This is a genomic window from Actinomyces sp. oral taxon 169 (assembly GCF_013394715.1).
Taxonomy (GTDB): Bacteria; Actinomycetota; Actinomycetes; order Actinomycetales; family Actinomycetaceae; genus Actinomyces.
In genome coordinates, this window is sequence record NZ_CP058259.1 from 1,691,457 (window position 1) to 1,709,240 (window position 17,784).

The following is a 17,784-nucleotide window of genomic DNA, read 5'->3' on the forward strand; positions in this document are numbered from 1 at the left end:
CAGTATTAAGGAATTACCACCATGGATACACGTGTTGCTGACCAGTTGCGACTCCGAGGCGGCCACCTGGACTTTATTGGTCGTAGTCACATCTGGATCGACGATTATGACCGGGCCGACTCGGCGCAGTTTGCCCAGTTCGCCCTCGCCAATGCGCTGGCTCACACAGCGCCAGGCCAGTTAGAGGTGCTCGTCTTCGATGATGCACTCAGGGGTATCGCGGCGCCGTTCCAGGAGGTCAACAGTGGCGGGGAGAAGATCCTGCGCCACATCAACGACCTTCAGGAGCTGAACGAGACCATCAAGTACCTGCACGAGCATGTGCGCTCAGTGCTCAACGTCATCCAGGGCCGCACGGAGAGTCTGCTGGACTTCCGCCAGCAACTCTCACCCAAGGTAGAGGGCTTCAAGTTGGTGGTCCTCTCGACGATCTACCACCTGCTAAGCGACGAGATCAGAGACAAGCTCACCGTTCTGCTCAAGGCTGGCCCGGCTGCTGGCGTCACTTTTCTCATCCACTCCATGAAGCTCAAAGTCAACGAGGAGATTCTCGACCTGACGCAGCTGTGCGATGTTGATGAGCGTACGGTCTATGGCAATGACGGGGCAGTACGGGGGCAGTTCGACCCACAAAGTACCGATGACCTCATCTCAGTTAGCCGACACGTCGCCTCGGCGGTTGCCAACGCACAGGTGGAGCCAGTGGCCTTCAGTGAGGTGCAGCCGCTGGATGCTCTCTGGTCGCAGTCCAGTCGAGATGGCATCAGCTTCGCGGTGGGCACCTACGGGATGTCCACTATCGAGGTCACCCTCGGCGACGAGCTCAACCAGCGCCACAATGCCCTGATCACCGGCGCGGTCGGGCAGGGCAAGTCCAACCTCATCTCGGTGGTGGTGCACTCCCTGTGCCAGCGCTACTCCCCTAGCGAGGTGGAATTCTACATGCTCGACTTCAAGGAAGGCGTCACCCTCCAGGCATTCGCCCCAGACCCGATCACTGGCTCGTTCCTGCCGCACGCTCGCGTGCTGGGGCTGGACGCCGATCGGGAGTACGGCGTCAATGTCCTGCGCCATCTCTTCGCCATCTACCGCCAGCGCATGGCCACCTTCAAGGCCGCCGGCGTGCAGAACATCCGCCAGTACCGCCTGGCGGATCCCGAGGCCGTCATGCCCCGCATCGTGGTGGTCATCGACGAGTTCCAGATGCTCTTCGCCGACCAAGATACCGTCGCCACGACCGCCAGCGATCTCATCATCAAAGGTGCCCGGTTGTTTCGCGCCTGCGGTATCCACTTCATCCTGGCCTCCCAGACCATTGGCAGTGGCGGCATGCTCGGGGGCACCACTGGTCAGGCGCTGTTCGCTCAGATCCCAGTGCGGCTGGCTCTAAAGAACTCCTTGGCGGAGTCTCACGCCACGCTCGGTCTCAAGAATGATGCTGCCAGCCACATCAGGTCTCGGGAGGCCATCGTCAACCTCGACTACGGCGAGCTGTCCTCCAACCGCAAAACCACCATCGCCTATGCCGACGACGCCATCCTGGCCGAGCTGCGCACCGCCTGGTGGCAGCAGGCCCAAGGCACCGTCACCCCACCAGAGGTCTTCGAAGGCGAACACCGCCTCAGCCTGCACGACGACGAACGCTTCCTGACGAACCTGCCGAACAGGCACGCCATGCTCGGCCGCCGTATCACCGTCGGTGTCGCGCCACTGGCAGCGGACTTCTCCACCGACATCGGCCGCAACCTGGCCCTGTTCGGCACTGGCCCAGGCCACACCATCTTGCTCAATGCTGCGCTCTCCCTCCTGCACAGCACGCTGGCCGCCGAGATCATCGTCCTCGATCTCACCAGCAACTGGCACTCACCAGAGCACGACAACGTGCGCATCCACTTCGAGCGCCAACTCACCAGGCTCGGCAGCACTTACCGCGTTGTCAACAAGCACCAGGCAGATGCTCTCGTCGACGAACTGGTCGAGCGAGCCGCATTCGCAGCCGACAACGCCAGTGCACCACCGGTCTACATCATCGGCTTCGGCCTGGAACGGTGGCGCAGCGACACCACCAAGATCAAGACGCTCTTCGCCAACGGTCCGCTGGCTGGCATCCATCTCCTGGGCTGGTGGAACAAGTACTCCTCCTTCAAAGCCATGGTCGGGCTCGGCGGTGACAACAACTTCGACATCCGCATTGCTATGCACCTCGACCATTCCTCAGCCCGCGAGGCCTTCAAGCAGCCCATCCTGCGCTGGACGCCGCAGGACAACCGCGCCCTCGTCTGGGACAGCGCCACCATGAGCAACCCACAGCTTGTCATCCCCTACAGCCGCATCAGCTGACGGAACCCACCGCTCCATCAGGCTCAGCATCTTTCTCTCTCCACCGCCGCGTCGAAAGGTACCCACACTATGTCTCTCGCCGACGTCCTTGCCACCGTCGAGTCCATCAAACAGCAGATCGAAGACCAGCTCTCGCAGATCGCCAGCTTCAAGAGCAAGACCGAGGACTCCATCACCCTCGTCACGTCCGAGCTGCACGGCGACAACGCCGGCCACGAGCAGCGCATGCTCGCCGCTCTCAGCCAGGCGCTCGACAGCCTCGGCGGGGCCGAGAGCGCGCTCAACGCCTCCGCAGACGGCTGCCAGCAAGTCATCAACCTCTAAGACACGAAACAGGAGCACCGCTATGCCCGCCCTCGCCAACGTCGTCGCTGCTGCCCAGCAGATCGGCAGCAACGCCACCCAGCTCAGCACCGGCACCAGCGCCACCGCCCAGTCCTTGTCTCAGAAGGCAGATGAGCTCCAATCCGTCACCGCTCCCTCGCAAACGGGCGAGAGCGCCGCCCAGCAAGTCCGCACCGCCAGCCAAGCTCTCGAAAGCTGCGCCGCCGCCATGAGCCAGCTCAGCTCCGCCGTCGACGACTTCGTCCAGCACGCACAGCAGTAGCCCCTCATGCCAGAAACCATTAGCGAAGGGGCGCGTGACAACCTGATCGCCACGCTTGAATCTGCGCTCCAGATCGCGGCATCCGCCAAAACCAGCATAAACGATGCAGCCGCAATAACGCATAGCGCCGCCGACGGTCACCAGCTAACTGAAGTGATGCTGCAGCAAATGCACGCAGCAGAAGGACATATGGACAACTGTCGAGCAAGCATCGACAACGCAATAGCCGCAATAGAAAATATTCCACACGATCCACCACCAGACGATTAGTAACTCAAAGGACTGCGACTGATGACACACAACCTTCAGGAAGTGATAGATGGCCTCCACGACAGTCGAAACATTGTTGCATTCTCACCAACCGGAACACAGCGACTACTCGAACGCCTTGAAGACACAATAGCAACTGTCCGGGCCAAGCTGCTGACATACGATAATGATCATGCACAAGCAGCACAAGAATATCTCGAAAGAGCACAAAACTCAATACGTGAAATAACAGGCAACTGTATTGTAACACATAACAACGCAAGCGAGGACTTGATCAGCAGAATTAAAGGCTCAACCGGATATGCCAGTTTCGCTAACACAGAAGGAAAACACCAAAGCGACGACCAGTCGAAACAAGTACCCCCAGCCGCCCCAACGGACAACGACACCCTCGAGATCAAAGCAGACGCGAAACTCGGCTCACCGAATAACTCAACACCCCAGAACAGAGCGCCAAACTCTCAGGATCCCAGCAGCAAAAGCATCAGCGAAAAGCGAGCCTTCACCACACGAATCAGCGAACTGTTTAAAATTATAAGCATCTCTGATCAACTAGGAGTAAATAGCGCTATTTCGATGCGACTATTACTGCAAAAGCTCGCAGAGATTGAAGAAAACTGCGTCACAGAATCTACAATAGCCTACAAAAATGCGGCAGCTCGCGCCCAGAAAGTCAATTCGATCAAGCAGTACAAAAGTAAAACCATTTCGTCTGATCACAATCAGACGTTAAGCGGTTGGTCCACTAGGCGCCCCAAAGGATTCCATACCCCAAACGACAATGACGTGCTCAGAGTTACCGAAATTATCTCACATCCCCGCAGATCATCCGGATGTAGAGATCACGGAATCACAGGAAGAGCTTTTGCCTCCCATTGCGAACGGCAACAAGCTATCATAGCAAAAGAATCACTAATTGGCGTATCTCGACCACTATGCCGAGATTGCCCCGGCTGGTTCCGTAAATACGCCAAACATAATGAAAGGATCTGGTACGTCACAGAACCAAATGGCACCTGGGTATTTTGGCACGATGGTGCAGTAACAATGCCGGGTGGAAACGAAGTTAAACCCGACGACCCGATTCCAGGTAAGTACTGGAATTGACATTCTACCTAAAAGGAGTATAGTAAATGATTGATATGAACAGCCTCAACCAACAACTACAACAAGCCCGCGAAGAACTCGCCGCAAACGACAAAGCAATCCTCTCACTACAGCGCCGTATTGCAATTTGGCGGGCAATGATCGACGAGAACGATGCCGACCTCTCATACCAAATCCGCCTTCGACTCAATACGATGTGTGTTCGGCACGTACAAAATGTTTGGTATCGTGCGTTCCCTGATGACTCTGGAGTTGAAGACCTTCTCACGCTCGCACAGAATGTCGCAGACAGACAGGTTGATCCAGCAGAAGCAGAAGAGCAAGCGCGCAGTTACTTTGAGGATCTTCTTTTCGACACGGAACTCGACAGCATTACTGAGCCAGCAACCTTTGTGGCCGATGCCGCAGCGAGCGCTGTGATGTCAGCCTGCCACCGAGATCTGTACTACGAAGTTGATATGGACAGCGATCTCGAGGATGATGATTTACTGCCAGATTCCCTCGACTTGAGCTACGCCTGCTCGGCTGCTGCTGCTCGCGGGTTGAATTGGCAGGCTGCAGAAGATGTTGATGTTAACGCTCGTCGCGCATTTTGGACATGGTACCTTGATGAGGCGATTCCTGCAGCAATGAACGACTAGCATAACCGTGCATCTATCAGTTAAGATCGTCAAGGTCAGTTCTTAAAACAGAATCATTAGCAGTATGCAGCCAGTTATTCCTACACCGAATCAGTAAGGCTTATTTACAGCATGCATCGAAAGTGCTGTGAACTGCGCAGATGCCAGCGTCGGTTAGTTTTACGAATTAACCTCACTATATACCTTCTCAGACAGAGTCACCATTATCGCATATGAGCCCCTCATACAATGGAGATGAGAGTAGAATGTCCGATCTGCAACAGGAAACCACCATAGACTACTACCAAGAATTCGGCTTCAAACGGAAAGAATCAACAGATCAACTACGCCAAGATATTGAGCGCGTTCGGCGTCAATGGCGACAGCTAGCTGTTCTCAGTGGAAACAAAGGTGCTGAGGCAAGCGAGAAACTCCGCCTCCTGGCAGACGCTGCTCTCGTCTTCCGAGACGATGCGTCACGCGAGGCTTACGATCAAACGCTTCTGTCGCAGCCAGTTGACGATAGCGCACCCATTGACTGGATCGCCGAGGCACGCAAGTACTACTTCGTCGACGATGACGACGCCGCCCGAGCCGCTGCCAGCAAGGCTAGAGCGGTACACGGCAATGACCCGCAAAGCTATGTCATCTCAGCCTGGATCGAGCTTCGCGAAGGCTCACGAGCGAATGGCAAGAAAGAACAGCGCAATCACTACAAACGCGCACGAGACCACGCCAGCAATGCCTATATCCTCGATACTCGCGAAGAGAATGTAGCTGACGTGAACTACGTCCGCGGCGAAGCATTCCGGCTGCTCGGCAAGCACAAGAAGGCGGTGGAGAACTACGAGCGCGCTTTTGAAGCCGTCGAAGCCGGCGTTCCTTCCGAGATGGCGTGGCGGGCAGCCTATTCGTACATCGGCATCGGCGACTGCGATGCTGCCATCGAGCTCTGCTTAGAAGCACTTCGCCATAACGAAGACTTGGATGCCGAGACGATGGAGGATCTCCAACATGCGTATTACTACGCAATTGAGCATGCGTGCTTTTCGTTCGCCAATGAAGTAGACGAAGACGACTACATTCAAGATGTGTACCAGTTTCAAGAATATCGCCCTTTTGAGGATAGTTCCACTGCGCCACTGCAGGAGTTCCGGAAGGAACTATCTCGCCTCGATTCGAAAGAAATACCCGAGAAGCACTCCAACGAAGTTCGTGAGTTCCTCCAGCTGAATATTCAGAGACTGGAGTTCATGAAAAAACGCATCGACATGCTCGATACGGTGCCGACCGTAGACGACAAGGACCGCGAACTACCGAAGGTAAAAGCGCAGCCAAATCCCATAATTCTTGTTATCGCGGTAGTTCTGACAATAGCGTCCATATTTGCCAGCTACGTTACGCCAAGCGATCTCAGGGACGGTAGTGAGGTACCTATAATGACCACAATAATTGCCGGCTTGGTCATAATCTACATGATTTGGCTAGCAATCTATCTCCAGAGCAAGGATGAGCGAAAACAGGCTGAAGTGCAACTGAAAGAAAAGACTAAGCAAGCCGATGAGGCTCACAAATATGCGGATAACTATGGGCTTGGTCAGGTCGGGGCCATAACGGAGAAACTGCGGGGGATGAAGGGTTAAGTAGTTTGCGCGGGCGCACTTAAGGTAAAAGTTTAAGAGGACAGATGGTGCAATATTTACATCCTCCCGCCCGTTATGTTATCCTCAATAGTATAATGCGTTTAACAGGCAAAGGAGGTACTCATCATGCCGTCTGCCTATTCTCAAGCTGAATACCTTGCGTCTCTTCCACGGCAGGTTGAGATTCCTCCCACGACGCCAGAGCACTACATCACTGGCCTCTATGCCTTGAACTTGGCCGCGCCAGAAGGCACCAGCGGGGACTGGCATGACGTCTTCCACTGGCAGGACGGCGCTGAGCAGCCACGCCAGGTCACCCTGGCCGGCATGGGAGACATCGACACCACGTCGATCTACGGTGACCTGGGCATCTACGAGGGCAGAGACCGCCTGGCAGCTCAGGGGTTGGACATCCCTGCCAGCATGCAGCGGGTCTACATCGCCAACCACTCACGCGCCATCTTGGACTTGCTCTACCGTTCCCTCCACCGGTGGGGACGCGTCCTTAACCTGACTGGTGCCACTACTGACTGGCTTGACACCAAAGAGCAGGGCGAGCGGCTCCTCGAGCAGGCTACCTTGCTTGAGTCGGCCTTCCACCCAGCTGCCCAGGACGAGCTACGTCGCTGGATTGCTGATGAGGCACGTGCGTTGAGGGCGGTGTATGGGTGATGAACCACCGATACCACCACACCAGCACACGCCAGAAGCCCACTCACCAGGGCCGTTTGAGCACCACCCGTTCACGCCAGAGCAGGCACGCCACGTCGCCTTGATGCGGGCCATTGCCCAGGAGCTGACGAGCCGCACCGGTGACGCCTTCGTCCTCAAGGGCGGCACCGCCTTGCTCCTGGCCTACGACCTGCCACGTTTCTCGATTGATCTCGACTTCGATGGCCGTAGTCCCTCCATCGATCTGACCGAGTCCATCCAAGCCGGTGCCGCGGCCGCCCAGCTGCCCGTCCACAGCCTGCGCGATGCCAAGCACACGCCCACAGTGCACCGCCAGATGCTGCACTACCGCGACGACGTCATGCGCCCGCTCAAGATCGAGGTCTCCTACCGCCAGGCCCAGCAGATCGACGAAGACGACGTCACCACCATCAACGGCATCCGCACCTATCGTCTGGAGAAGCTGGCCTCGCTCAAGATCGACGCTCTGGTCAACCGCACCAAGGCCCGCGATATCTTCGACACCAGCTTCCTGCTCCATCGCTACCCTGAGGCCATCAGCGACGACGACCTGACCCGCATCGACCAGCTCATCGACCTCATCGGCCTCAACGACCTGGAAGTCATCATGCAGGACGACGACATCCTCAACCGCTTCGACCTCACCCACATCGCCGTCAGCCTCGTCGAGAACGTGCTAAGGATGAGACGGGAGCGAGGAGGGGGATAGACCAACATGGGACGGCGAGTACTCACAGTTCTAGTCGCTGGAGTGACGTTGTTGTCCGTCATGGCGCCGTTACCTGTGCACGACTTAGACTAGCCTCGATCTGCTCTATCCGCTTCAAAAGCGACTTAAGAAATACCTCCCAATCTTTGGGGAGCTGATCTTTAATAGGCTCCTTCAGGCATTCTTCAACCAGGGGTTTTAGGCAGTATTTCATAACTTCGAAATGTTTTTCAGGATCAGGGCAAGTTAAGACTCCAATGATGCGTAACGCCAACTTATTGCCCCACGGAAGCGGAATAGCAATCTCCCTCATTTTGGTGGTCAGAGTTTTAAATATTTTCTTAAGAGCGCGCTCGAGTAATTTCTTAACCACAGTCTTAACGAACTCTTCTATTCGGATCTTTTTTTCTTTTTCAATCGTTTCAACTACCGAATCGACTATATTGCTTGCTAGAGTTTTAGCCATCTCGTCAGTTAGCTCATCAATCTTCTGATAGAACTCCAGCAATGCCGCACAGATCGCACATACCAGATGACCGTACCGTAATACTAAAGTAACCTGCTGGTTTGCAGCTTTTCTATCAGCTTCAGCTTTGAAAGTCTTGTTAATTACTCCGGAAGCAATTCTCTGGGCAATTTGACCCCTCAGGTCGTCTACAATTTCCTGACGGACGGACTCCAGTATGTCAGAAAATTCATTCCACTTAGGTAGGTCGTTTTCTTGAGACTTGGATTCAAATATATTTTGTGCCGAGACATATCCAGCAGACTGGACAAGCTCTACCGTTATTTTAGGGTTAACAAACTCATATTTTTCGAATTTTTCGATTGTTTTGCGCATCCAATTTGTTGACTTGCCTCCTTCCATAGGATGTTTCTGACCAGGAGGCACGAGATGCTTGAAATTATTTGTGCCATGACTCCATCCGTTACATTCACAGCTACAATCTTCGCGTTGCGAATTACTGCAAGCAGTGGTATGTGGCATCTGACTCATCTACCTTTCCGAAGATAGGGAAGCGTTCATACTCGATGCATTTTACCAACACATATAACCTTCCGACACTGATCAATCACAGCATCGAAACAAGGGTCTCCAGTTATATGAGATACTGGTAGCAAGTTCTCATCGACCATATGTGTCGGAACTATAACTTGGAACACGTGCATGAAGCTGCCAGATCACATTATGTTATCAACCGATCTCTGCATTACGTTGCAGCGACTAGCAAACTCTCAGACTTTTCTCTACAATACTGCCCGTGCCTGACAACAGAGCAGTCATAGGTGACGTCTATTGGGTTGACGCGCAAGCAACGCCTCACCCACCCAGGGTCGGTAAGCCAGCTCGTCCTATGGGCTGCGTGGCGGAGAGACCTCGTGACCCTATGGTCTGGACAGCGGTCCCTCGTCTCTCTAGCGACATCTCGCCGCGAGATGACGTGGCATCACGGGCAATGCCCGAGATCTCATCGAATCGATTGGAGCGTGAGGGAGCCTGGTCGGTACGCTGGATACACTCGGTCTACAAGTCGGATACGGGCAAGCGAGGTCTGTGCGAGTACCTGGGCGCACTGCCCGCCGACGAGAAGCAGAAGATGATGGATCTGTATCGGAACCGTCCCAAGCCTCGTTACTGACACTGTAGAACGTTCACCCATCCCCCTCCCTATGTGAGACCTAGGAGCGCACCCATCATCATGACCACAGTCACCCCCGGTGACGTCTGGACTCTCCGCTGGGATGGCACTGACCTCGCGACCGCGATGGTGGTGCAGGCTCATGACTCCTTCGCGGTGGTCTGGCCAGTCACCAGTACCTCCCATAGCTCTCCACCAGCGCTTGCCATCAACGACGAGCACCGAGCTCTGGGAGCTGCGCTGTGGCCGACTCGCCCGACGGGCATCGGCAACCACCTTCTTGGTACCCGCCTTGGCACGCTCCTTAGCCAGGATGCCATCGACATCATCAGCGATGAGATGGAGGATCCAGAAGCAGAGCTGACAGTCCTCCCGCTTGCCACAGGCGCGTACGACGCAGATGCTGACCGAGCCTTCATTGATGAATGGAACGGCTACTGCTTCCATACCGGGAAGCCAGCTGGCCAGCACTGGCTACGTACCGACAAGCTCACAAGCTCCAGGGCTCTGGCCAATGCCCTCAACCTCGACGTCGTGCAGACGCGTCCCTACTGGGACGGTGTCGCGCCACTAACAGATGAGCAACTGACAGCATTGATGCGGGTCACCGGCCTGAGCAGCGACGACTTGACGGGCCCAGACCCGTACGCCACCGCAGAAGCGCACCTCAGCTCGCCAGCCTTCAAGGAAGCCGTTGAAGCGCGAGTTGCGGAGACTGGCTTGAGTGAGGAGCAGGTCAGAACGGCTACGCGAGAAGAGTTCGCTCTGGCAGCTCGGGACGACTCCGCAAACCGCATCGATGAAAAGCTCAAAGACGCGCTTTCCAGGGTCGATGCTCCGTGAGCACCTGGGATGGTCTTGCCGCCAGTCACGACACAACAGCCATCGCCCACCAGCTCATCGAAGAGTGCACGCAACTGGACATTGCAGCTCTGCGAGACGACCCGATTGACGCTATCGATCGATACCCTGGTATCAAGCTGGTCTGTGCGCCCCATGCCGACGTCGGATGCGGCAGCGGCTATTATCGCCCGGATCCGCCAACCATCTATCTACATTCCTCCTCATATCGACGCAACGCGTTCACCGTACTGCACGAACTCGCACATCATCTCCAACGCCACCACATCGAGTGGGGTTTCCACTTGATGGATATTCGAGATACCAACCACAGGTTGCGCATCGAAGAGATGGTTTGCGATCGGTTCGCCGCCGAAGTGCTCCTTCCAGCTGAACGGAATTCAGACGATGCTCTGTGTCACCCCGCAGACGCCATGGCCGGTCTGTATATTAACTCCAACTTGTCACACTCCGCCGTCATACAAAACGTCGCGACGAGTATGCTACCGCATGCTCGCTGGCTCCTCTGCGTTGTTGACCCCTGCGGCGTTGTCACAACATCGCAAACCAGTTACAGCCAGCATCCGCCGCCCAAAGGTGTGAAGCACTCAGAACTAGCTGCCATCGCAGAAGAAGCCGCAGACCGCCCCGTCCGAAGGGCGCTACCAAACGCATTCACGTACTTAACTGGCGCAACCTTGACAGATATGTGGGCAGAGGCCTGTCGCGACCACGAAAATCGCTACACCTTCATCGCCATGCGGCCAGCTAAGCGATTCGGCATCAGTGAAGTTGTTGATGAGCGATTTGTCTGCAACAACATGTCTTGCGACAAGGAACTCGATTCTACAAGGAATCTAAGGCAATGCCCGCGCTGCAAAGAGCCAAAGTGTCCTGAATGCAACACCTGCGGATGTGAGACCGCAACGACCGAGAGAAAGTGTCCGGACTGTTGCGAACTGTTTACTCCATACGAAGTTATTTATGGGCATGAATGCTAGAAAATAGCCACTACAGTTCTAGCCGTTGGCCAGGAGTGCGCTTCATTTTCGGCGAAGCTGAGTAGATTCTCTCGCAGCAACACTCGCAATGATCTGCCTATCGGTCTTCTCCGCCGATGGGTCAACCGAATAGCAGAAACTCAAGTTCAAGTCATCTTTAAACTTGGCATAGAGTTCTGGGCGCAAGAACTCGCTCTTTTGAGAGTTGAAGGGCGAACGCTTTTTCAAGCTGCCATCACTCTTCTTGCCGCTTCGCCTCACATCTATGCAGTAGATCTTGTCGGGATCGTCGCTAGCATCCGAGATGCCTAGTTGTCGCACAACGGCTTTCTTTTGTCCCTCGCTCAGATCCTTGATTTCGACAGGAATCCACTTACCAAACTGCTCGGTAAACTGACGTAGGAGGTTACCTACGTTATTTGCCCACTCAATGCCAAAGAACTCTCTTAGCGTTTGCGGTCCTACCATAATCCCGTTCCGATTTGCTGGCACCGAGAGTGAGTCTGCGATATCCGACTTCCTCATGAAGCACAGATGAACGAGCGCATAGTCATCCGGCTTTGGGCTGTTGATGTAGTCGGTGACTGTGACGTAGTACCCCTGCTTTTTGTAGGTAAAGTCAAAGCACGTCACCACCCATCCTTGCGTCCGCATGGCGTCTCGCAGTGCCTTCAGATTGCGTAGCGGCAAGAACATAACAACCCCTTCGTTGCACCAGCCGATGACGTACCCGACACTACCGAACAATCAGCAGAAATACAGGTTACTGCCATCTACGCTGACGAACGTCAGTGGCCCCGCTCTCCCAACCCCTTCAACCCTGCACTACTTCTGCAAGAGTGTCAGAGCCTCCACCCCAATCTGCTCCGCCATCTTCTCCAGGCTCTTGAGGGTGAGGTTGCGTTCACCGCGTTCCACTCCGCCCATGTAGGTGCGGTGGACGCCAAGAACGTCTGCGAAGGCTTCTTGGCTCAGGCCTCTCTCCAGCCGGTAGGCACGCAGGTTCCTGCCCACCGTTTTCTGGAGATCACCAACAGCCACATCTCTCAGCCTGGCCACCTGCTACTTGAAGGTCTACAGACTGATGAGTAGCATCAAGGTCGCGATGCCAGCCGAACGGTGGGGAGGTGAGAGCGATGAGCGGTGGCGACTGACTGCGATCCGTCAGGCTGCCTCACGGTGCTTGGCGTCGTGGGGCAGCTCTGATTCGAGCGTCCAAGTCACTGCAAAGCCAGCCTTGGCCAGCAGCCAGCCAGGCATGTCGAGCGATACGATGCGGCTGCTGACAGCCTTCGGCGAACGATGCACCCGCGCTACCTGCGTCGCCGCAACCGTGTCGGTGATCATCATCTCGGCGATGGCTGTATCGGTGTAGTCAACACGGAGTGAGAGCCCACGCGCAGGCTGAGGCAGCTCAACGAAGAGCCGGTGGCCCCACGATGGGGTGACAACACGGAGTAGCTGCCGGATCCTCACCGGCTTACCGCTCTGCGCAGCGTCGTCCAGCTGGACGCGGTAGGTCTGGCCAGTCGCCTGGACGGTGCGGCGGATCGGCTGTGGCCGGCCATCGACGGTTAGCTCGAGCAACTCGTATGACTCCTGGCTGCGTGCGTCCATGCCAGGGCGTGGTGCCATGAACCAGGTGGAGGTAGCAGGGATGTCGCCGCGCAGCGCGTTGTATGCCGCCCGATCGGATACGCAGGCAAAGCGGCGCTCACTTCCACTGGGCACGGTGGTGTACTCCCACTCCACCGTGACGTCCAGCAGAGGAGTAAGGAGTACCTGCGGTACTCCTCTCTACTGCAGTAGAGAGCCGAACGCGCGCCTCGACGTCGTACCACCGCTCGGCAGCGCGGATGGCTTGGTCGCGGATGTCGGCATAGATCTCGCGCGCGAACTGCTCGTCGCCCAGGCGCTGCGCCATGATGGCTGCCGCCGCATCGTCGAGCCGTTCGGGCGTGGTCAGGCGAGACAGCTCTGCGGGGTGGTGGGCAAGGCCCTCGCATAGGACGCTCCACAGCTTGGCCGGCGACAGGTCAATGATGGCCTGCTGAGTGCGCTGAATGGCGACGTCCTCTTGGTCACGCCGGTAGGAGTAGTCCAGGATGGTGGAGACCAGGCCGGCCCCAAGCAGTGGGCCACCGACCTCATCCAGCGGCAGATGATGCAGCCAGCTCCAGTCGCCCAGGCTCAGCGTCGCCAGCCAGGCGTTGAGCATGATGAGCAGAATACCGATCAAGGTGAAGGAGACGGTCAGCAACGCTGCTTTTGTTTTGAGCAACCGACGATACAACGGTAGTACATCTTTGCTGGCCATGAATAGATATAGTATAGCAAAATGCAGACACAAAGAGCAAACACGACCAGCATTATCAGAGTATTACAAGTGGTGCGCAGATAAGTCGGCTAGCAGGGCGAGACGCCGCAGACAATCCGCCCGCAAAGGATGCCGGCAGAAGGGTGCCCCACATACAACAGATCCTTGCATTTGCACAGGTCAGCACCGGTTTTGAATGCGACACAAATAAGCGTCTCGACATTGTTTACCCGCCCGCTTTGTGTTTAAATAGAAGTATGACAAATGAAGAACTATCGCAGCAAATCACAGCACTCGCAGCAACCGTAACCGAGAAATTCAACGAGATCGATGGACGTCTCGACAAACTGCAGGCGGGACAGGATGACCTGCGCACCAAGTACAGCGAGATGAACGAGAAGCAGGGTCACATCGTCAATGCACAGAAGACCATCGCCAAGATGCAGGCTGACCTGCAGCACACTGTGGAGGAGCACGGTGCCAAACTGGAGGAAGACTTTACCGACATGAAGGCAACGCAGGCGAGCATCCAGCACGACATTTCACGGATCAACCGCAAGATGATTATCGAAGCCGGCGTGCGCGACACGATGCACGAGAGCGTCTTCACCACCCAAGACAGCCACTACCGCGAACTCGACCGTCGTCTCCGCGTCCTGGAAGCCCACTTTCCCGAACTAGGGCAGCAGGGAGCGTAGGTACCGCTGGCACTAACTCAACGACGCGCGGATTTGGCCTCCATCAGCCGGCCAATCGCCCACCTCAGCCGCCGCGCCGTCTCGGGGCTGATATCCAGCCCGTGGTACCCGTCGCCGAGGTAGAGCCACTCGTCCGCCTCGCCGGCGTACTGGTAGCGCACCAGGTAGAGCTCGGTTGGCACAGCCAGTCGCTCGGGCCCACCGTCACTGCCGTGCCCGCGCTGGGGGACGACGCCCGCTACGGGGAGATGAGCACTCTCGTGGACGATGCCATCAAACTCATCGCTCGCCACATCATGGTTGACGACGCACCACGCAGGGCAGCGCTTCGCTTCACCTGCTGGCTGCTCAGGCCGCATGCTGCCTCCTCTCCCCCATAAGCTCCGTCTGCCTGCACGACCACAGCCAACCGCAGCACGAGGTGCGAAAGCTAGACAAGCGGCAGCAGCCGACTGAGAACAGCGATGGGGAGGATGAGAAGTAGAGAACAGGGAGCAGCTGGCCACCGCCGACCATCCACTCCCCCGCGTCCATCTCCTTACACCCCAGTGATACGTGCCAGCACCAGCATGTCCATGTACTGGCCATCCATCAGGTATCGCTGCGTCAGCCAGCCTTCTTCGACAAAGCCGAGACTGCGGAAGAGGCTAAGCGAGGCACTGTTGCCCGCCAGGATCCATGCTTCCAGGCGATGCAGCCCCAAGTGGCCAACCGCCCAGTCGATGACAGCCCGGCTACCCGCCGCACCATAGCCTTTGCCCCAATCGCTTGGCCGCCAGATGCAGATGCCCACCTGGGCGACACGGCTGCGCCAGTCGACGGCATGGATCGAGGCTTCACCGACCAGCCGACCATCGCTATCTGCTAGGACGAAGCTGTAGGCCGTGGCCGGTTGCGGGCCCGCTGTATCAGCGATCTTGCGGCGCAGCTCTGCACTGCTTCTCGGCCGCCAGTACGGTGGGCCATACTGCGCCAGCTCCGGCCAGTCCGCACACGCCTCGAGGATGATGGGGATGTGTGCCTCGGCCAGCGCCTGGAGAGTGATGGCCATGGCGTTCCTCCCCTCTGCTACCGCACATCGTCTGCCGCTTGCACCATTTGATGCTACTCATCAGTCTGTAGACCTTCAAGTAGCAGGTGGCCAGGCTGAGAGATGTGGCTGTTGGTGATCTCCAGAAAACGGTGGGCAGGAACCTGCGTGCCTACCGGCTGGAGAGAGGCCTGAGCCAAGAAGCCTTCGCAGACGTTCTTGGCGTCCACCGCACCTACATGGGCGGAGTGGAACGCGGTGAACGCAACCTCACCCTCAAGAGCCTGGAGAAGATGGCGGAGCAGATTGGGGTGGAGGCTCTGACACTCCTGCAGAAGTAGTGCAGGGTTGAAGGAGTTGCGAGAGCGGGGTTGTGGCGGATGGGGGCGAGTTTCGCTCCTGGAGGGCGCTACTGTCGCAGTCGATACAGTGCAACGCTACCGTGACCCTCCGCCCACTGCTGCCAGCACCCCTCGATGGGATACTGACAAAGTTATTGCGCTGATGCTGCGGTCGCACACAGTCGTGCTGGCTGCTCACAGCAGAGGTGCTTGGTTCGGTTGCATGGAAGAAGGCGTGCCCTGTGCCCATGGAGCAGGAGTGGAGGGTTGGGGTGTGCGCCAGCTGCCTTGAGCCGCTCGACCCGACCGAGGTTGGAAAGAAACACGTCGGCTTCTGCTCGGAGCACTGCCGCAAGCAGGCCGAGAAGATTCGCTACGTGCGGCAGGCGATACGCGATGGCCGCAGCACAGACCCGATGACTGCACTGGTCATCTCCAGCAACATGATCACCTTCCTTGCCTTTGACCTGGCCTACACCAGGCCGCGACTGAGCGACGAGCTCCGCCAAGAGGTATTGGCACAGAACGACGGCCGCTGCGTTAGCTGCAACAAGCAGCCGGCGACCGAGGTCGACCATATCGACGGCGGATCGGTCGAGCTGAGCAACCTTCGCGGGCTCTGCCGGAGGTGCCACGTCCTCAAAGCACGCGGCGAGATACCCGACGATCTCACCCGAGACGGCGCGGGCACGATCGACACCAGTGAGCAGTCTCAGGAACTGCGGCAGCTCTGGCGATTGGCACTGCGTAGTCGCCAACCGCTCGACGAAGCGCCGGAGTGGCGCAACCTGCGCGAACGCGCCGCCGAGTACGCCGACACCAGGTTCGGCTGGATCACCCAGCAGATCCTGTGCGACCAGCCGGTCTGCCCCGCCCACGATGGCGTCCACTGGCGAACGGAATGGCCCCGATATAGGCGAGTGTGTCGGGAGTGGGCGAGGGAGACTGCTGCGGCTGGTTTATGACCGACAACCACAACCATCCACATACTCAAGGATACAAAGAGGCAGAAATGACAGATATCGAGAATCGCGATCAGAGCAAACAAGCGCCATTCGCAAACATCGTGACCGACACGAACCTTGTCCAGATTGCCAAACTTAGTGCAGCCGCCCTGGATTCATCTATCGCAAGCATCAATAGACTCACGATACCACGAGAGACTCAAGAATCACTATTTCAAGCAGTATCGGCAATTGCAGAGGCTCGCCAGAAAATACAACAGGACTGGGTTGCCAACTTGAGCAAAATTCAGATTCAACTTCCACCAATTATCTTTACACCCGAAACACGACGCAACTTAACGTCAATCACCTCAACATTGAGTGAAACAATCCTTCCGCAGATCCGACAAACTTCGCTTGCATTCTCAAACAACTCTGAGCTGATCAGTTCACTCACTCAGACAATGAGCAAGTTGCATCTTCTCAACGAAGACTTGAACAAGCGACTGGCAAAGTCAATTGCCGCCATTGACTTTTCGCCAATTTTGAAAGAATACGATGCTACGATCAAAACTTCCGACACGTTCACAGTCCCGCCCGGTCTAGATCTTGAGCAATTAATTAACTCTCAGACGCTGCCTATTGATGCAACAGCAGGACCTGAGGCTTACGCAATCATCAGCAAGGATGCGCCGGAGCTAGCAGCATCGATTGACGTAGCAGCAGACAAAGCGAATACAGGACTCTTGTCGAAGACAATAGTGCGATATTCGCTTGCCTGCAGCGTGTTGCTCATTATCGCGATGGCAATACTTGTGGGCAACAACAACATAAAAATCCTTCCTCCAGAATGGGCCGCCTGGATTCGATCAATAACACAGATTGGACTAGAAGGCATCCCATTTGCGTTCATGATAGGAAAAGGCGATTCAAAATGACACATATCCACACAACTCGCATCACATAGAACACCTCATCCTCTAA

The 17,784-nt window shown here is 56.4% G+C and carries 22 protein-coding genes; 15 read left to right on the forward strand and 7 right to left on the reverse strand.

Annotation, left to right across the window (positions count from 1 at the left end; genetic code table 11):
* The first annotated feature begins 21 nt into the window (after positions 1 to 21).
* The 9 genes from HW274_RS07220 (at position 22) to HW274_RS07260 (ending at position 7,989) form a co-directional block, all read left to right on the forward strand.
* Positions 22 to 2,340, forward strand: a complete 2,319-nt coding sequence (locus tag HW274_RS07220; RefSeq protein WP_185988487.1) for an FtsK/SpoIIIE domain-containing protein — start codon at positions 22 to 24, stop codon at positions 2,338 to 2,340.
* Positions 2,341 to 2,409: 69 nt separating this feature from the next.
* Complete coding sequence (locus tag HW274_RS07225) at positions 2,410 to 2,664, forward strand: hypothetical protein (protein WP_185988488.1); 255 nt, start codon at positions 2,410 to 2,412, stop codon at positions 2,662 to 2,664.
* 22 nt (positions 2,665 to 2,686) lie between these two features.
* Positions 2,687 to 2,947, forward strand: a complete 261-nt coding sequence (locus HW274_RS07230) for a hypothetical protein (protein WP_017178227.1) — start codon at positions 2,687 to 2,689, stop codon at positions 2,945 to 2,947.
* Between the two features lie 6 nt (positions 2,948 to 2,953).
* On the forward strand, positions 2,954 to 3,217 hold the full coding sequence (locus tag HW274_RS07235; protein ID WP_185988489.1) for a hypothetical protein: 264 nt from the start codon (positions 2,954 to 2,956) through the stop codon (positions 3,215 to 3,217).
* A gap of 21 nt (positions 3,218 to 3,238) precedes the next feature.
* Entirely contained in the window at positions 3,239 to 4,324 is a 1,086-nt protein-coding gene (locus tag HW274_RS07240; protein ID WP_185988490.1) for a hypothetical protein, read from the forward strand.
* Positions 4,325 to 4,350: 26 nt separating this feature from the next.
* Positions 4,351 to 4,965, forward strand: a complete 615-nt coding sequence (locus tag HW274_RS07245) for an Imm5 family immunity protein (RefSeq protein WP_185988491.1) — start codon at positions 4,351 to 4,353, stop codon at positions 4,963 to 4,965.
* Between the two features lie 245 nt (positions 4,966 to 5,210).
* Positions 5,211 to 6,587 (forward strand): hypothetical protein, encoded by a 1,377-nt coding sequence (locus HW274_RS07250; RefSeq protein WP_185988492.1) that lies wholly within the window; start codon positions 5,211 to 5,213, stop codon positions 6,585 to 6,587.
* Between the two features lie 126 nt (positions 6,588 to 6,713).
* Positions 6,714 to 7,259 (forward strand): hypothetical protein, encoded by a 546-nt coding sequence (locus HW274_RS07255; protein ID WP_185988493.1) that lies wholly within the window; start codon positions 6,714 to 6,716, stop codon positions 7,257 to 7,259.
* A 103-nt stretch (positions 7,260 to 7,362) separates the two neighbouring features.
* Complete coding sequence (locus HW274_RS07260) at positions 7,363 to 7,989, forward strand: nucleotidyl transferase AbiEii/AbiGii toxin family protein (protein ID WP_185988494.1); 627 nt, start codon at positions 7,363 to 7,365, stop codon at positions 7,987 to 7,989.
* A gap of 58 nt (positions 7,990 to 8,047) precedes the next feature.
* On the opposite strand, the gene HW274_RS07265 is transcribed toward HW274_RS07260, so the two are convergent.
* Positions 8,048 to 8,857 carry a hypothetical protein gene (locus HW274_RS07265; RefSeq protein ID WP_185988495.1) on the reverse strand — a complete coding sequence of 270 codons (810 nt, stop codon included), beginning with the start codon at positions 8,855 to 8,857 and terminating at the stop codon, positions 8,048 to 8,050.
* A gap of 832 nt (positions 8,858 to 9,689) precedes the next feature.
* On the opposite strand from HW274_RS07265, the gene HW274_RS07270 reads away from it, so the two are divergent.
* Together HW274_RS07270 and HW274_RS07275 are read left to right on the forward strand one after the other, a co-directional pair.
* A complete protein-coding gene (locus HW274_RS07270; RefSeq protein ID WP_185988496.1) occupies positions 9,690 to 10,472 on the forward strand; it encodes a hypothetical protein in 783 nt (260 codons plus the stop codon).
* Positions 10,469 to 11,470 (forward strand): ImmA/IrrE family metallo-endopeptidase, encoded by a 1,002-nt coding sequence (locus tag HW274_RS07275; RefSeq protein ID WP_185988497.1) that lies wholly within the window; start codon positions 10,469 to 10,471, stop codon positions 11,468 to 11,470. The genes HW274_RS07270 and HW274_RS07275 overlap by 4 nt, the downstream gene beginning before the upstream one ends.
* Positions 11,471 to 11,512: 42 nt before the next feature.
* Here HW274_RS07275 and HW274_RS07280 read toward each other — a convergent pair whose 3' ends face one another.
* From HW274_RS07280 to HW274_RS12910, 4 genes are all read right to left on the reverse strand, one after another.
* Positions 11,513 to 12,166: a DUF6037 family protein gene (locus HW274_RS07280; protein ID WP_185988498.1), complete on the reverse strand. Its 654-nt coding sequence runs from the start codon at positions 12,164 to 12,166 to the stop codon at positions 11,513 to 11,515.
* 129 nt (positions 12,167 to 12,295) lie between these two features.
* Positions 12,296 to 12,511 carry a helix-turn-helix domain-containing protein gene (locus HW274_RS07285; RefSeq protein WP_017178222.1) on the reverse strand — a complete coding sequence of 72 codons (216 nt, stop codon included), beginning with the start codon at positions 12,509 to 12,511 and terminating at the stop codon, positions 12,296 to 12,298.
* Between the two features lie 123 nt (positions 12,512 to 12,634).
* Positions 12,635 to 13,222, reverse strand: coding sequence for a hypothetical protein (locus HW274_RS12905; protein WP_313902151.1), 588 nt, complete (start codon positions 13,220 to 13,222; stop codon positions 12,635 to 12,637).
* Positions 13,185 to 13,787, reverse strand: coding sequence for a hypothetical protein (locus HW274_RS12910; RefSeq protein WP_313902152.1), 603 nt, complete (start codon positions 13,785 to 13,787; stop codon positions 13,185 to 13,187). Before HW274_RS12910 ends, HW274_RS12905 begins: the two co-directional genes overlap by 38 nt.
* 257 nt (positions 13,788 to 14,044) lie before the next feature.
* Between HW274_RS12910 and HW274_RS07295 the strand changes: the two genes are divergently transcribed.
* Positions 14,045 to 14,485, forward strand: coding sequence for a hypothetical protein (locus HW274_RS07295; RefSeq protein ID WP_185988499.1), 441 nt, complete (start codon positions 14,045 to 14,047; stop codon positions 14,483 to 14,485).
* 17 nt (positions 14,486 to 14,502) lie between these two features.
* Here HW274_RS07295 and HW274_RS07300 read toward each other — a convergent pair whose 3' ends face one another.
* A complete protein-coding gene (locus HW274_RS07300) occupies positions 14,503 to 14,844 on the reverse strand; it encodes a hypothetical protein (protein ID WP_185988500.1) in 342 nt (113 codons plus the stop codon).
* A gap of 179 nt (positions 14,845 to 15,023) precedes the next feature.
* Positions 15,024 to 15,536 (reverse strand): GNAT family N-acetyltransferase, encoded by a 513-nt coding sequence (locus HW274_RS07305; RefSeq protein WP_185988501.1) that lies wholly within the window; start codon positions 15,534 to 15,536, stop codon positions 15,024 to 15,026.
* 104 nt (positions 15,537 to 15,640) lie between these two features.
* Between HW274_RS07305 and HW274_RS07310 the strand changes: the two genes are divergently transcribed.
* From HW274_RS07310 to HW274_RS07320, 3 genes are all read left to right on the forward strand, one after another.
* Complete coding sequence (locus HW274_RS07310) at positions 15,641 to 15,856, forward strand: helix-turn-helix domain-containing protein (RefSeq protein ID WP_017178222.1); 216 nt, start codon at positions 15,641 to 15,643, stop codon at positions 15,854 to 15,856.
* Positions 15,857 to 16,104: 248 nt separating this feature from the next.
* Complete coding sequence (locus HW274_RS07315) at positions 16,105 to 16,821, forward strand: HNH endonuclease (protein WP_396027394.1); 717 nt, start codon at positions 16,105 to 16,107, stop codon at positions 16,819 to 16,821.
* Complete coding sequence (locus HW274_RS07320) at positions 16,818 to 17,738, forward strand: hypothetical protein (protein WP_185988502.1); 921 nt, start codon at positions 16,818 to 16,820, stop codon at positions 17,736 to 17,738. The genes HW274_RS07315 and HW274_RS07320 overlap by 4 nt, the downstream gene beginning before the upstream one ends.
* Positions 17,739 to 17,784: the final 46 nt, after the last annotated feature.